The 14,703-nt window shown below is 51.5% G+C and carries 15 protein-coding genes; 10 read left to right on the forward strand and 5 right to left on the reverse strand.

The genetic code is table 11. From position 1 onward, the window contains the following. Window positions 1–160 precede the first annotated feature (160 nt). The 8 genes from MKO97_RS04700 to MKO97_RS04735 all read left to right on the forward strand — a co-directional run bounded on the left by MKO97_RS04700 (window position 161) and on the right by MKO97_RS04735 (window position 7,951). On the forward strand, window positions 161–871 hold the full coding sequence (locus MKO97_RS04700; RefSeq protein WP_241104914.1) for an ABC transporter ATP-binding protein: 711 nt from the start codon (window positions 161–163) through the stop codon (window positions 869–871). Window positions 872–1,044: 173 nt separating this feature from the next. Further along, window positions 1,045–3,474, forward strand: coding sequence for an ABC transporter permease (locus tag MKO97_RS04705; RefSeq protein ID WP_241104915.1), 2,430 nt, complete (start codon window positions 1,045–1,047; stop codon window positions 3,472–3,474). A 288-nt stretch (window positions 3,475–3,762) separates the two neighbouring features. Next, on the forward strand, window positions 3,763–4,404 hold the full coding sequence (locus MKO97_RS04710) for a hypothetical protein (RefSeq protein WP_241104916.1): 642 nt from the start codon (window positions 3,763–3,765) through the stop codon (window positions 4,402–4,404). 147 nt (window positions 4,405–4,551) lie between these two features. After that, entirely contained in the window at window positions 4,552–5,682 is a 1,131-nt protein-coding gene (locus MKO97_RS04715; protein WP_241104917.1) for an Mrp/NBP35 family ATP-binding protein, read from the forward strand. Between the two features lie 16 nt (window positions 5,683–5,698). Further along, window positions 5,699–5,938, forward strand: a complete 240-nt coding sequence (locus tag MKO97_RS04720) for a NifU family protein (RefSeq protein ID WP_241104918.1) — start codon at window positions 5,699–5,701, stop codon at window positions 5,936–5,938. A gap of 71 nt (window positions 5,939–6,009) precedes the next feature. After that, window positions 6,010–7,062 carry an NAD(P)/FAD-dependent oxidoreductase gene (locus tag MKO97_RS04725; RefSeq protein ID WP_241104919.1) on the forward strand — a complete coding sequence of 351 codons (1,053 nt, stop codon included), beginning with the start codon at window positions 6,010–6,012 and terminating at the stop codon, window positions 7,060–7,062. A 134-nt stretch (window positions 7,063–7,196) separates the two neighbouring features. Continuing rightward, window positions 7,197–7,553: a four helix bundle protein gene (locus MKO97_RS04730; RefSeq protein ID WP_241104920.1), complete on the forward strand. Its 357-nt coding sequence runs from the start codon at window positions 7,197–7,199 to the stop codon at window positions 7,551–7,553. Window positions 7,554–7,624: 71 nt separating this feature from the next. Continuing rightward, the gene (locus tag MKO97_RS04735) at window positions 7,625–7,951 is read left to right on the forward strand and encodes a 2Fe-2S iron-sulfur cluster-binding protein (protein WP_241104921.1); all 327 of its coding nucleotides are present in this window, start codon (window positions 7,625–7,627) and stop codon (window positions 7,949–7,951) included. A gap of 8 nt (window positions 7,952–7,959) precedes the next feature. Here the strand turns inward: MKO97_RS04735 and MKO97_RS04740 are convergent, their stop codons facing one another. The 5 genes from MKO97_RS04740 to MKO97_RS04760 form a co-directional block, all read right to left on the reverse strand. After that, complete coding sequence (locus MKO97_RS04740) at window positions 7,960–8,733, reverse strand: SGNH/GDSL hydrolase family protein (RefSeq protein WP_241104922.1); 774 nt, start codon at window positions 8,731–8,733, stop codon at window positions 7,960–7,962. Window positions 8,734–8,848: 115 nt separating this feature from the next. Further along, window positions 8,849–10,027, reverse strand: a complete 1,179-nt coding sequence (locus MKO97_RS04745; RefSeq protein WP_241104923.1) for an acyl-CoA dehydrogenase family protein — start codon at window positions 10,025–10,027, stop codon at window positions 8,849–8,851. Window positions 10,028–10,215: 188 nt separating this feature from the next. After that, a complete protein-coding gene (locus MKO97_RS04750; RefSeq protein ID WP_241104924.1) occupies window positions 10,216–10,926 on the reverse strand; it encodes a tRNA1(Val) (adenine(37)-N6)-methyltransferase in 711 nt (236 codons plus the stop codon). A gap of 441 nt (window positions 10,927–11,367) precedes the next feature. After that, window positions 11,368–11,898 (reverse strand): ribosome maturation factor RimM, encoded by a 531-nt coding sequence (rimM, locus tag MKO97_RS04755; RefSeq protein WP_241104925.1) that lies wholly within the window; start codon window positions 11,896–11,898, stop codon window positions 11,368–11,370. Window positions 11,899–11,909: 11 nt separating this feature from the next. Continuing rightward, a complete protein-coding gene (locus MKO97_RS04760; protein ID WP_241104926.1) occupies window positions 11,910–12,515 on the reverse strand; it encodes a 30S ribosomal protein S16 in 606 nt (201 codons plus the stop codon). Window positions 12,516–12,914: 399 nt separating this feature from the next. Between MKO97_RS04760 and MKO97_RS04765 the strand changes: the two genes are divergently transcribed. Together MKO97_RS04765 and MKO97_RS04770 are read left to right on the forward strand one after the other, a co-directional pair. Then, window positions 12,915–13,448 (forward strand): DUF6252 family protein, encoded by a 534-nt coding sequence (locus tag MKO97_RS04765; RefSeq protein ID WP_241104927.1) that lies wholly within the window; start codon window positions 12,915–12,917, stop codon window positions 13,446–13,448. A gap of 30 nt (window positions 13,449–13,478) precedes the next feature. Further along, complete coding sequence (locus MKO97_RS04770; RefSeq protein WP_241104928.1) at window positions 13,479–14,693, forward strand: ATP-binding protein; 1,215 nt, start codon at window positions 13,479–13,481, stop codon at window positions 14,691–14,693. The last annotated feature ends 10 nt before the right edge of the window (window positions 14,694–14,703 follow it).

Genomic DNA, 14,703 nt, shown 5'->3' on the forward strand with positions numbered 1-14,703 from the left:
TCATCCTTATCATCAATCATCACCGTTTTTACTTTAATCATCATCAAAAAATGAAACAGTTAATCTTCTTGTTGCCGCATCCGCCCGGCCGGTTTTCCGTCCTAAGCCAGTCGAAAGACGCGTATTTTTGTATTCCTTCCCAATCCTTAACTCCTTCAACATGATCCAGATCCAGAACCTCACCCGCGTTTTCCGCACGGAAGAAGTAGAGACCACCGCCCTCAACGGCGTCAGCCTGACCATTGAACAGGGCGATTTCATCTCGATTATGGGTCCGTCGGGCTGTGGGAAGTCGACCCTCCTCAATATCGTCGGCCTGCTCGATGGTCCGACTTCAGGCAGTTACATGCTACTCGGCAATGAGATGGCCGGACTGAAGGAGGCGGAACGTGCGCTCGTACGCAAGGAAAACATCGGGTTCATCTTCCAGAATTTCAATCTCATCGACGAGTTGTCGGTTTACGATAACATCGAATTGCCGTTGCTATATAATAAAGTGGGTGCCCCGGAACGGAAGGCAAAGGTCGCCGCGATTGCCGAAAAACTAGGTATTTCCCATCGTTTGAAACACTATCCCCAGCAATTGTCGGGAGGGCAACAGCAACGTGTGGCCGTAGCGCGGGCGCTCGTGAACGATCCGAAGATCATCCTTGCCGATGAGCCCACCGGGAACCTCGACAGTAAGAATGGTTCGGAAGTGATGGAGATGCTTACTGACCTGCACGCGAAAGGTGCGACCATCCTGATGGTGACGCACTCTGATCACGATGCGTCGTTTTCCCAGAAAACCATCCTGATCCGCGACGGTATCATCTTCTCTGAGAAACAGAACCAACGTCATATTGACGTCATCCTTGACACCAATCGATAAGCCATGGTAGCCGTTATCTTCAAATTCCTGCTGTATCTGTCCACCCTCGTGAACGGATTCCTCGCCCATACGCCGGCTATCGAGCCGCCCGGGTCCCCGTGTCTTGTTGAGAAAACCGTTGTGATGCCCGATGCACCGCATACGCCTGTTCCACCCTGTAAACCCGTCGTATCATGATCCGCAACTGGCTTCGCATCTTTACCTACCAGCTCCGCCAGAACAAGTTGTTCACGGCGTTGAACATACTCGGACTTTCGATCGGCATCAGCGGCCTCCTCTTCGCCATTCTCTATTGGAACGACGAAACGGCCTACGATGCCTGGAATCCGAAAAAAGACAGCACCTATCTGGTCGTCAACGACCTGGGCGATATGAACAAATGGGCCGTATCAAGCGCCCCTACCGGCCCGACCCTGATGCAGTTCACGAAAGACGTACAATCGTATGTATACTTCAGCGGGTATGGTTCCGACAAAGTGACCGTTGGTAAAAAGACCGAGACGGTGGAAAAGACGCTTTCCGCGCAGGCCAACTTCTTTTCGTTCTTTCCATTCGAATTTGTAGAAGGTAATCCCCTGACCGCCCTGCGCGATGAAAGCGCGGTAGCCATTTCCGAAGCGTTGGCACATCGGTTTTTTGGAGATGAAAAAGCACTCGGCCAACGCATGACGTTCGGGAAGCAGACCTATACGGTGCAGGGCGTCTATCGCATTCCGGGTAAGTCGTCTATCGCACCCGACCTGGTGGCCAACACCATTGAGCAACGACTTCGGGAAGCGAAAGATGACTGGGGTAACTTCAGCTATAACCTGCTGCTGCAGATTGACGACCCGTCAGCAGTTCCTTCAGTAAAGAAGGCGTTTGATGCGATGTATTATGAGAACCGCACCAAAAAATACGCCAAATCGGAGGGGATTACGCCCGAGGAATACATCAAAAAGGAAGGCCGCGAGAACCCGGTCATCCTTGAGAAATTGGCCGACGCCCGCCTGCATTCCATCGTGCAGGGGTATCCGGAAGGAACCGGCAATTACCGCTTCCTGTTGGTCATGATGGCGCTGTCCATCCTCATATTGGTACTGTCGATCGTGAATTATGTGAACATGACGACGGCTAACGCGCTGTCGCGGGCCCGGGAGGTTGGTGTTCGCAAAGTGTTGGGCAGCACCCGATCCGGTATTGTGTGGCAGTTCCTGATGGAAGCCGCGATCCTGACGGCGTTTGCCATTTTGATGTCGCTCGCGATCGTTGAACTGGCGCTTCCCTATTACAATGACTTTTTACAGAAGCAACTCTCGCTTTCCGGCACCCTTTTTGCGTTGGAGTTGGTGGGCATCTTCACCTTGGTTGTCGCCATTGCGGGTATTTTCCCGGCAGTTTATGTGTCGAAATTCCAGACGCTGAAGGTACTGAAAGGAAACTTCGGCCGCAGCCGCAACGGCATGTGGTTGCGCAACGGGATGCTGGTGCTGCAGTTTGCCATCGCCGCCTTTTTTATAGTGGGGTCGAACATTGTGAACGAGCAGATTACGTATATGTCGACGAAGGACCTGGGTTTCCGCGGTGACCAAGTGTTGCAGGTAAACTTCCGGAACGAGTACGATTGGCGCGATTCCCTTTACATCCAAAAAATCAACGCCCGGATGGCGCTTATCAAAGATCGAATTGCACGTATCGACGGTGTGAAAGGCGTAGCGGCAGGGGCGTTTAACTTTGAAGGAGGCGCTACGTCGTCGTCGAGTTTTTCCTATAACGACACCGAAATCCAGGGGGAAAACATGGCAACCGATTTTGGCATGTTCGACATCCTCTCGGTTGATGTGGTGAAAGGACGCGACCTGTCGCCGAAATTCGCCTCCGATACCGTCGAATCGATATTGGTCAATGAAACGGCGCTGCGGATGATGCGGGAGCCCAATCCGATCGGAAAGGTCGTGAAGTGGAATAACTACCACCTTCGTATCGTGGGGATTGCGAAAGATTTCCATACCAATTCCATGACGGCCCCGATCAAGCCAATGGTATTCATGCACTTCAAAACCGTCGACTGGATGGCGGGAAATGCCAATCGCTTCTACATCCGGATCGACCCGGAAAAAACGGAATCGGTGGTGGCAGGACTTGAGAAACTATGGAAAACCACTGTGTCTCCCGGTTATCCTTTCGAGTATGATTTTGTGGATAAGGTATATGCCCGTACTTATCGGTCGTTCGTGTTGCAGCGGAACCTGTTCATGTTGCTCAACATCACCGTCATCGTCATCGCGCTCTTTGGCCTGTTTGCACTCGCCTCGTATTCGATGGAGCGCCGGATGAAGGAGATCGCCATCCGGAAGACACTCGGTGCCGACACCAAATCCCTTCTCATGGCCTTGTCAAAGCAGTACCTGGTGTTCTGCGGGATTGGATTTATACTGGCGTTTTTCCCCACACGCATCGTGCTGGCGGAATGGCTGAACGATTTTGCGTATCGCATTGACATCACGTTTGTGCCCTTCCTGGCCGGCTTCCTGGTGCTTACCGCACTCACATTGCTGATCGTGTTGGTACGGGCGTATCGGGCCACTAGGGTGGATGTGTTGAAATACCTGAAGTACGAATAATTCACCGGCGCCGTTTTTTGATCTAAGAAAAGCCCAATAATAATGGGCTTTTCCCGTTTACGAATTATGAACCGATGGATACTTCTGGTGGTTTTGGGTGGCTTATCGTCCTGTAAAGAACCCAAACAGCATAGGGTGTTACAACCGATTTTGGCCCATAAGGAGCCGGAAGTCGGATTTTACGTCGATTCAGATTCAATGCTCGAGTCACAACCGCGATTCCGGTCGATTGAACTGGGCTTCTGTGATGGACCCTTGCCCCTTTTTGTTGATATGGATGGTTACTATATGAAGAAGTGGTCGCCTAATTATTCCGAATACGCTGCGTCCTATTCTCCTTTTGAGCTTCGACTGCGTACAGGCAAGGGGTCGGCGACGGGTTTTGTTTTCAAACGACTTTCATGGCCGTTTTTCAACCAGGCAGACGCTGAAAAATACCGCAGTGAAGGCGATACATCCGCGATTCAGGCGTTTTTCTCCGGAATCAAAGCGTGTAAGGAAGTTCCTGTCCGGGTCAATGAAGTACGGCTAGTCAACGTGACGCCAGTTTCCCAAAGTCTCCATTTCAATTGGAGTTGGCTCTGTTTTCTTCTCCAGGAGGCCCAGGACGAAAGCGGTGTGTGGCGCCCGATTGAACACCTCGTTCCACAGCTTCCCGAATTTTGTGGAACTGCCTCCGTGTCCAACAGACGTATATTGCAATTGCCTCCCGGCGCGGCTTTGACTGTGGCGGTTCCTGCTTACAAAGGAGCGTTTCGAACAAAGATCCGGGTGCGTGCCCAAATTGACGGCTATACCTTTTTCTCGAATGAAATTGATGGAACCATCAACAAAGGACAATTTGACACGGGCTTTCTAAAAGCTTATTTAAAAGACCGTAGCATGATCGATGATAGCGAGCATTTGAGGTGGTATTTTCTTAAAGATTAAAAAAAGGTCTTACGTTCGTAAACCACATTTCTTTATTATTGAGGATACTTGGTCTTTATGACTTTCCCCCGTATCTTTGCAATCTGAAATCAGTTTAAATAAGGATAAGGTTTTGGGCTGTAACCGTTTCATCCACAGCCTCCCCACATGAAACTAGACAGAAAAGAGATAATGGCGGCACTCGAAACCATCACGGTGGCGGGTGAAGGCCAGAACATGGTTGAGAGCGGAGCCGTACGCAACGTGCTCACATTTGGTGATGAAGTAGTCGTGGAAGTGGTGCTGTCGACACCCGCCTTGCACATCCGTAAACGGGCGGAAGTCGACATCATGAAAGTCATCCATGAGAAAGTATACGAGAAGGCGAAAGTCAAGGTCAATGTAAAAGTCGAGGCACCTGAGAAGCCGGAGATCAAAGGGAAATCCATTCCGGGTATCCAGAACATCGTGGCGGTGGCATCCGGAAAAGGAGGCGTCGGCAAGTCGACCGTTACCGCTAACCTGGCGGTGACACTGGCCAAAATGGGCTTCCGTGTAGGCGTACTCGATGCAGACATTTACGGCCCATCGATGCCCATCATGTTCGACGTGGAAAGCGAAAAGCCGATTTCAGTGACCGTCGACGGGCGCTCGAAGATGAAACCCATCGAGAGCTATGAAGTGAAAATCCTGTCGATTGGCTTTTTCACCGCGCCCGGACAAGCCGTCATCTGGCGGGGTCCGATGGCAGGAAAAGCCCTGAACCAAATGATATTCGACGCCGATTGGGGCGAACTTGATTTCCTCTTGCTCGACCTGCCGCCGGGAACAGGCGACATCCACCTTTCCATCATGCAATCGCTGCCGATTACGGGTGCCGTTGTGGTAAGTACACCACAGGCGGTCGCTCTGGCCGATGCCAAAAAAGGGGTGGGGATGTTCCAGTCGGAAAGCATCAACGTACCCGTACTGGGTATCATCGAAAACATGGCGTATTTTACACCGGAAGAACTGCCGGAGAACAAATACTATATCTTCGGAAAAGAAGGAGCCAAGAACCTGGCCGCCGATCTGGGCGTGCCGTTTTTGGGTGAAATCCCGATTGTGCAGTCGATTCGCGAGGCAGGCGATTACGGACGTCCGGCCGCTTTGCAAACCGCTTCGGCGCTCGAGAGTATCTTTGAGGAAGTGACGCGCAATGTCGTGCAGGAAACCGTGCGCCGCAATGACGCGCTTCCACCCACCGAAGCCATCAAGATCACCACGATGGCAGGCTGCTCGGCTGTAAAGAAAAACTAACGCAAACTATCCGGAAATGACGACAGAAGAACTTACCTTAAGTGTACAGCAGGCGCTCGATGAAATCCGGCCGTTCCTGAAATCGGACGGAGGCGACATCCAGCTCATCCGCATCGAAGACGAAAAACACGTCAAAGTGCGCCTGGAAGGGGCCTGCACCGCCTGTAGTGTCAACCAAATGACGCTTCGCGCGGGGGTTGAAACGACCATCAAGAAGTTTGCACCGCAGATCGAGACGGTCGAAAACATTGCATAATTTGTGATAATTATCACAAACGCTGCGGCAGGCCTGCCGTAGTTTTGGAATCGCATTTGTAGCTGTATCCCATGATTACAACCGATATATTGATTATTGGCGCGGGCCCAACCGGACTCTTCGCCGTTTTTGAAGCCGGACTCCTGAAGCTCCGTTGCCATATCATCGACGCCCTTCCGCAGCCGGGTGGGCAGTTGGCGGAATTGTATCCGAAGAAACCCATTTTCGACATCCCCGGTTTTCCGGAAGTGTTGGCCGGTGATCTGGTCAACAACCTAATGGAACAGATCAAGCAATTCCAGCCGGGCTTTACGCTTGGAGAACGCGCCGAAACGATCGACAAGCTCGAAGACGGCACCTTCATCGTCACGACAGATCGCGGCACGAAGGTGAAGTGTAATTCCATTGCCATTGCCGGCGGACTGGGCAGTTTTGAGCCCCGGAAACCTGAAATCCAAGGGATAGCCCTATATGAAGAAAGAGGTGTCGAGTATTTCGTACGTGATCCCGAGAAGTTCCGCGGCAAGCGCATCGTGATTGCGGGTGGCGGCGATTCAGCGCTCGACTGGAGCATCTTTTTGTCGGATGTGGCCGATGAGGTGACGCTGATCCACCGGCGTAACGAGTTCCGTGGCGCGCTTGATTCGGTCGAGAAAGTACAGGAACTGAAGAACCTCGGCAAGATCAACCTGATCACGCCCGCCGAAGTGAAAAGCCTTCACGGCAACGGCCACCTGGAAGCCATTGATATCGAACGTGACGGTATTCTTGAACGCATTGAGTGTGACCACCTCATTCCGTTATTCGGCTTGTCGCCCAAACTCGGTCCGATTGCCGACTGGGGGCTCGAGATCGAGAAGAATGCGATCAAAGTCAACAATGCCCTCGATTACCAAACCAACATACCCGGCATTTACGCCATTGGTGACGTGAATACCTACCCTGGCAAATTGAAACTGATTTTATGTGGTTTCCATGAAGCCACCCTGATGTGTCAAAGCGTTTACGGCCGTATGAACCCCGGTAAGAAATACGTCCTGAAATACACGACCGTATCAGGTGTCGACGGCTTCGACGGCACTCGAAAAGAAGCGGAGAAGGCGGTGGTGAAGGCGATAGAATAGTGGTCAGTAGTCGGTGGTCAGTAGGCGGTGGTCCGAAGTTGGGTTCAGCGTTTACTGTTTGTTCATTTTTTTGCGGTTTTTCCGTATCCGGCTCTTTACAAACTCACCTACATTTGGCTTCCTAATTGGAGGCGATGTCGGTGCAAAAATTCGAAGACTTGACGGTATGGCAGAAGTCACAGGATTTCGCCGTTTTGATTTATAACAGATTTTCAGAGGTTAGCGATTTTAGGTTTCGAGACCAGATTTTTCGCGCTTCAGTATCCATTTCTAACAATATTGCCGAGGGTTTTGAGCGAAAAACTTCGAAGGAGTTTGTTCGATTTTTACGTATTTCATTAGGTTCCTGTAGTGAAGTCCGATCGATGACCTATCTGGCTGAACGGTTGGGTTATGTAGCAAAGGAGCAGACGCAATTTCTCCTGAACCAAAATGCGGAAATTAGCCGGATGTTACACGCTTTGGTAAGGTCTATCCAGTCAAAACAGTAACTTTGTAGCTACGTAAAACCACCAACTCCGAACCACTGATCACCGACTACTGACCACTGACGACTTACACCATGGACATACTTCTCTCCATCACCGACCGCGACGGCAACACCCACAAAGTAGAGGCGCCCACCGATATGAACCTGAACGTTATGGAAATCGTTCGGATGTATGAACTGGCGCCGGAAGGTACGATCGGTATCTGCGGCGGTATGGCGATGTGTGCGTCGTGCCAGTGCTATGTGCTGAACGACGTGCCACTCCCGGAACGAAATGATGATGAAGAGGCGATGTTGTCAGAGGCTTTTAATGTAAGAGACAACAGTCGTTTGGGTTGCCAGATCCCTATCACGCCTGAAATCGACGGACTGGCCATTGAACTGGCGCCGGAAGCATAAGGATGGTTTTACTGTAGAATTTCCAGTGCAGGAGGCAATAGTCGCTCAACGAACCGGGCGTAGGCCTGTTGCGATGGATGCAAACCATCGGCAGCTACGAGGTAGGTACTAAAGAGTCCTTCCCGGGTGATATCCGTAATATTTACAAAACGCACATTCTTCGATGCTGCGTGGTTCATGGCGAAGGTATTGTATTGGTCAATCTGCGCAGAAATACCCGCCGGATTGGAACTTCCCTGCCCGTAAGGAGTGTAGGCGTAATCGGGAATCGACACCACAATTACGCGACCGGGGTCACCTTTCGCCAACAGGATGGCTTGGTCGAGCAACTGGGGGAATTCGGTTTCATACAAGGAAAAAGGACGGCCCTGGTATTGGTTGTTCACTCCAATCAGTAAGGTGACCATATCGTAATTTTCTTCAGGAGCGTCGGCTGCGATTGCGGCCAGCAGATTGGTGGTGGTCCATCCGCTCGTGGCGATGATATCGGTTTGTACGTCAGAGGGGGCGTCCAGCTCAGTTTCGAGACGGGCTTCCAGTTGTGCCGGGAAGCGGCAGGCTTCGCAGACGCTGGCACCGATGGTATAACTGTCGCCAAGCGCCATATACCGAAGTTGTCGCAGGTTCGGAGAAGTAGGTGTTTCTGGCGACGTAGGTGTTGTCGGATCCGGAATGACGGGTATCCCGGCCGTGGTATCGGCATTGTCGGTCGAACAGGCCAGCAATAGCACCGTTACGACGAAAGCCGTTAGAAACTGAAAAAGGCGGCACGTTGTGTTCATAGCAATTGTTCAACAGAGTCGATGAGCAGCCCTGTAATTGCCTAAATATACGCAGGAATCGATTCGACGGATGTTAATGCCGCCAAAATCGCCTTTCGAAGCCGGAAACGCGTTCTTATTTAAACGCCGCGAAGCCCGTAATATCCATTCCGGTTATCAGGAGGTGGATGTCGTGTGTGCCTTCATACGTGATGACCGATTCAAGGTTCATCATGTGGCGCATGATGGAGTATTCACCCGTGATGCCCATGCCGCCGAGTATTTGGCGTGCCTCACGTGCGATTTCAATCGCCATGTTCACGTTGTTACGTTTTGCCATTGAAATCTGGGCCGTTGTAGCTTTGCCTTCGTTGCGAAGCACACCAAGGCGCCAGGTCAGAAGCTGCGCTTTTGTGATCTCGGTAATCATCTCGGCGAGTTTCTTCTGTTGGAGCTGTGTGGCCCCGATCGGTTTATCGAACTGGATGCGCTCTTGCGAGTAGCGAAGCGCGGTGTCGTAGCAATCCATAGCGGCACCGATAGCGCCCCATGCAATGCCGTAGCGGGCCGAATCGAGGCAGCCCAGCGGCGCGCCCAATCCGGATTTATTCGGAAGAAGGTTCTCTTTCGGCACCTTCACGTTGTCAAAAATCAATTCACCGGTAGCCGAAGCCCGCAGCGACCATTTGTTATGGGTTTCAGGTGTAGAGAAACCTTCCATGCCGCGCTCGACGATCAAACCGTGGATACGGCCTTCTTCATTCTTGGCCCACACTACAGCGACTTGCGCGAAGGGTGCGTTCGAAATCCACATTTTGGCGCCGTTCAGGAGGTAGTGGTCACCCATATCCTTGAAGTTGGTGACCATGCCGCCCGGGTTCGATCCGTAGTCGGGTTCGGTGAGGCCGAAGCAGCCCATCCATTCGCCTGAAGCCAATTTTGGAAGGTATTTACGGCGTTGTTCTTCGTTGCCGTATTTCCAGATGGGATACATTACCAATGAGGATTGTACGGATGCGGTGGAACGCACGCCCGAGTCGCCCCGCTCGATTTCCTGCATGATGAGTCCGTAGGAAATCTGGTCGAGTCCGGCGCCACCATATTCTTCCGGAATGTACGGGCCGAATGCCCCGATGTCTGCCAATCCCTGGATGATTTGCGTCGGAAATTCGGCGCGCTGTGCGTAGTCTTCGATGATCGGAGATACGTCGCGTTTGACCCACTCACGGGCTGCGTCGCGCACTAATTTGTGCTCTTCGGTCAGCAATTCATCGAGAAGGTAGTAATCAGGAGCCTGGAACAGATCGGGTTTCATGCGTTGTCTTTTTTTGAGCTTCGCAAAATTAGCGAACGCATATAACAAATTCCTAATTTTTTGTAGTGAAATAGTCCGGAAACCCGAAAAATTCGCAATTGCTTAGCCGAGGGCCGAGCGCCCGAAAAATCAGGTCAGTCGAAAACCAACAAAATGTTGCAGAAACACACTTTTTGTTAGAGATACAATCACATCTTTAGGAAAAAGTCCTGGGTCAATGCGATGTAGTCAGCGGTATATTCGTGACGCGCCGTTTCGATGATAAGCTCGTCAATTAACACATTAGGGCGTGTAGACCGAAAGGCGAGGAGGGAACGTTTGATCTCTGTGGTCGGCGTGCCCTTGACCCTTGTGATACGAAAGGGATAAAGGTCATTTTCGACGGCTGTGGCTACGAATGCCTGTTCTTCGACATAGGGGATAACGACGCAAAACACACCGTCCTCCGATAGCAGCAGGGAAGCCGCTTCACAAAGGTCGGTGAATGGCAGCGCCGCGTTTTGCCGGGCCGTATCGCGTTTCTCGTCGCCCGACCCGAAGCCGGAGGAGTAGAAGGGCGGGTTGGAGACGATGAGGTCGTACGTTTCGTCTTCCAACTCGTCCATGAAATCGTCAAGGCTGGCATGGTAGCAGAACAGGCGGCCGTTCCAGGGTGAGTTCTCGAAATTCGCGACGCATTCTTCGTAGGCGTCGGCGTCGATTTCGAGGGCGTCGATTTGGTCGGCTGTGGTGCGCTGTGCCAGCATGAGGGCAATGAGTCCGGTGCCAGCTCCGATATCCAGGATCGTCTGTGGGCGGTGGTCGACCGGAGTCCACGTGCCGAGCAGCACGCCGTCGGTGCCTACTTTCATGGCTGCTTTTTCCTGTGAAATAGTGAATTGCTTGAATTGAAACGGCATCGTAAGGTTGTTTAGGGCAAAGGTCGTCCATTCGCCTGGGTTGGGCAAGTTTTGAAAGCGCTGGGCTTTCCATAGTTTGTCGCCACGAAGGCACGAAGACGCCGATGGTCAAATTGGTATACGATTGACGGTGACTCACGTTGTCTTTCGCAATTGCGATTTTTACTACCAAATGAGACTGCCAACCGCCTACTGCTTACCGCCCACTTCCTAATGCGACTGAAAACTGCCGACCCTCCTAGCCCGGATTGCAGCGAAAAGCCTTTTGAACGGAAGCGCGTACTTTTTCGCTTGTCGCGGCGGCGACCAACGGAAGCCGTTCGCGGAAGCTGAAAAAGCAGCGGTTTCGGAAAAAGCTTGTAGCGAAAAGCCGGAATAGCTTCCCCTAAAAACAAAAAAAGAGCCACCAGGCTCCACTTGTTAATCGTACATTGTGCATTGTTAATTCGGAAGATACATGTCAATCAACCCCGCTGGCAGGTTCATCACCACGCGTTTTTTTGTCCGGTCGATTTTGACGAGGAAGGCATCGATGAGGGGGATGAGCAGTTCGACCTCGCCGTTCTTCACTTCGAATAGCGGTTGGGCCGTGGTGTCGTTTACGGCTTCGATAGTGCCGAAGACGCCGCGGGTGACATCTTCGATTTCAAAACCGATGACTTCATGGAAGTAGAATTTGTTGCCGGATAATTTCGGCAGCATGGAAAGCGGCAGGTAGAGTGCGGAGCCGAGAATGGCGTCGGCTTCTGCCTCGGTTTTGACGTCTTCGAAACGCACCCGTAAGAGGTCGTTCTTGTGCAGGCTGCTTTGTTCAATAAAAAATGGAACCAGATGTTTGCCCTGTTCGACAAACACTGATTCCATATTTTCGTAGCGCTCGGGCTCATCGGTGTCTAACCAACACAATACTTCGCCCTTGAAACTGAACTTTTTCGCAATGCGACCCAAATAGAAACACTCTTCTTTGCGCACGCGATCCGGTGTTACGCTTCTGTTTCTTCGCTTGCTTCAGCAGCAGGAGCCTCATCAGCCGGAGCTTCTTCGACAGCTGGTGCTTCTTCCGCAACCGCTTCTACTGTTTCTTCTTCGGCAGTGGCAGCAGCCTCTTCCGCCTGGGCAGCAGCAATCAGTTCGGCTTCCGCCTGCTTGGCAGCAGCGGCGCGTTTCTCATTTGCTTCCTGCTCCGCTTTCAGTGCTTTTGCTCTTGCGTCGGCTTTCGCATCGGAAAGACCGGCTTTCTTCGCATCTACCTTCGCTGTTTTTTCTTCAAGCCATTTCGCGAGTTTCGCGTCTGCCGCTTCCTGTGTCAGGGCGCCTTTCGCTACGCCACCGTCGAGGTGGTGCTTCAAAAGTGCTCCTTTATACGACAGGATGGCACGGGCCGTATCGGTTGGCTGTGCCCCGTTGTGCAACCATTGAACGGCAGCATCGAGGTTCAGGTCGATAGTGGCAGGATTGGTGTTTGGATTGTAGACACCCAGTTTTTCAAGGTATTTACCATCTCTTTTTGACCGCGAGTCGGCGGCCACGACCCAGTAGAAAGGTTTCCCTTTTTTACCGTGTCTCTGAAGTCTGATTCGTACAGGCATAATCTGTTAGATTAATTGTGGGGTACACGACCCCGGTTAAATAAGGGTGCAAATATAGGTATTTTTTTGATTGACGGGTAATTGGAAGTAAAAAGTCGAAAGTTGAAAGTCTTAAGTCTTAAGTCGAAAAGCGAGAGGGAAGACTAAATGATAACCAACACAAAGCTATCAATCGCAAAAGGGAGGGTCATCATATGTCACGACATTTTGAAAGCACCTGGCGTCGCCATCCGGGTTTTTGCTTTCGACTTTCGACTCCACACTTTCGACTTCACAATAACATTCCCGTTAAAATTTGTGGTAAAACCCAAATAAACGGATTTTCGTTAGCGTATTTCGTTTTAAAACCTATTTTTGTAATCGAAAAATTCATTTCAACCGAATTAAGTTGTGTCCTGGATGAAAAAGGTGTTTGCTTTATTGCTTATGATTACGGCCCTGGTTTCCTGTGAGTCGGATGTAAAATTCAACGATCCCGGGTTTCAGGGGCGTAAGGATAATTTTGTCTGGCAGGCGGATGTAGCAAGCGCGTATACGCTTGACGGCTATACATACGTTAATGCCTATCGAGGACTCGAATCGGTTATCCTGCGTTTTCCGACGCCTCCTACTGAAATTACGCAATTCAACCCGATTACCTATACATACCGCGACACAGATGGTGATGACGGCAACGATGAGTTTGATGACGTCTCTGCGTTTTATCAGTTTACCGAGCAAGGTTCAGCTATCAGCTACTACACCGGCCAGAATTCTACACTGGAAGATCCGGGTAATGTCGAAGTAACCATCAACAAATGTCTCTTTACAAAAGGGATCATTTCGGGTGAATTTAAGTTCAACGCAAAATACGAGGGCGATTCTGACCTCGTACCTGCTAATGTGAACTTCCAACAAGGCGTATTTTACAACGTTCCGCTGACGCAACAATAAAGCCAGACCCCTGTTGGCATAAAACAGGCCATGGAAACCGCCCCAATTCCCCAAAACGAGGCTGAACGACTTCATGCCTTGCACGAGTATTCCATTCTCGATACCTTACCCGAGGCCGAATACGACGACATTACGAAACTCGCTTCGCAGATTTGCGGCACCCCAATTTCCTCCATTACCCTTATTGACCAGAATCGCCAGTGGTTCAAGTCGAAAGTCGGACCGCTCGGGAGTGAAACCCCACGCGAAATTTCCTTTTGCGGGCACGCCATCCTCGAGCCCAAGAACGTGTTTACCGTAAATGACGCCAGTCGCGATCCCCGTTTCGAAGACAATCCGTTGGTAACAGGTCCGCCCCAGGTGATTTTCTACGCAGGCGTGCCGCTGGTAACGCCCGACGGACTGCCGGTCGGAACGCTCTGTGTCATCGACAATACGCCCAAAGACCTGTCACCCGAACAAGTCGAGGCACTCCGCTCGCTCTCCCACCAGGTCGTCAGCCTGTTTGAGTTGCGGAAAAGCAAAATCCTGCTCGAAAAAATGGCTGCCGAGCTTCGCACGCACAACGAAGAACTCGAACGCTTCGCACAAGTAGCCGCCCACGATATCAAATCGCCGCTCGCCAACATTTCGTCGCTGGCCCAGATCGTATTGACCGATTACGGCGCGACATTACCCTACAACGCGCAGGAACTGCTCAAAATGCTCGACCAATCAAGCGACACCCTGCGTCGCCTTGTCGACGGGATCCTCGCGCACAGCAAGGCCGATGCCGTACTGTCGTCGTCGCAATCCGTGGTTCGGGTCCGGGATATCATGCAGAAAACCACCGACCTGCTCAACACCAAAGGCGAGGTCGAGGTCACCTATGACATCGACGGAGACGAGATCTACGTCAACCCGGTGGCACTACAGCAAATCCTCCTCAACCTGGTCGCCAACGCCATCAAATACAACGACAAGCCTGTTATCCAACTGTCTATGGGCTTTTTCGAAACGTCCGACGACTACCATTTTTACGTCGCCGACAACGGATCCGGCATCCGCCCCGACGCCATCGACCGCATCTTCCGCATCTTCGAAGTCGTCGCTTCAGAAGACCGTTTTGGCCAGCGCGGCACCGGTATCGGCCTGTCAACCGTCAAAAAACTCGTAGAAGGAATGGGCGGTACGATTACCGTAGAATCGGTTGTGGGCGAGGGTAGTCGCTTCGACTTCACGCTCTCCAAGTTTAATTTTTCGTAAACACACCGTT

It is taken from the genome of Flavobacterium sp. HJ-32-4 (assembly GCF_022532105.1).
In the GTDB taxonomy this organism is placed as follows: domain Bacteria; phylum Bacteroidota; class Bacteroidia; order Flavobacteriales; family Flavobacteriaceae; genus Flavobacterium.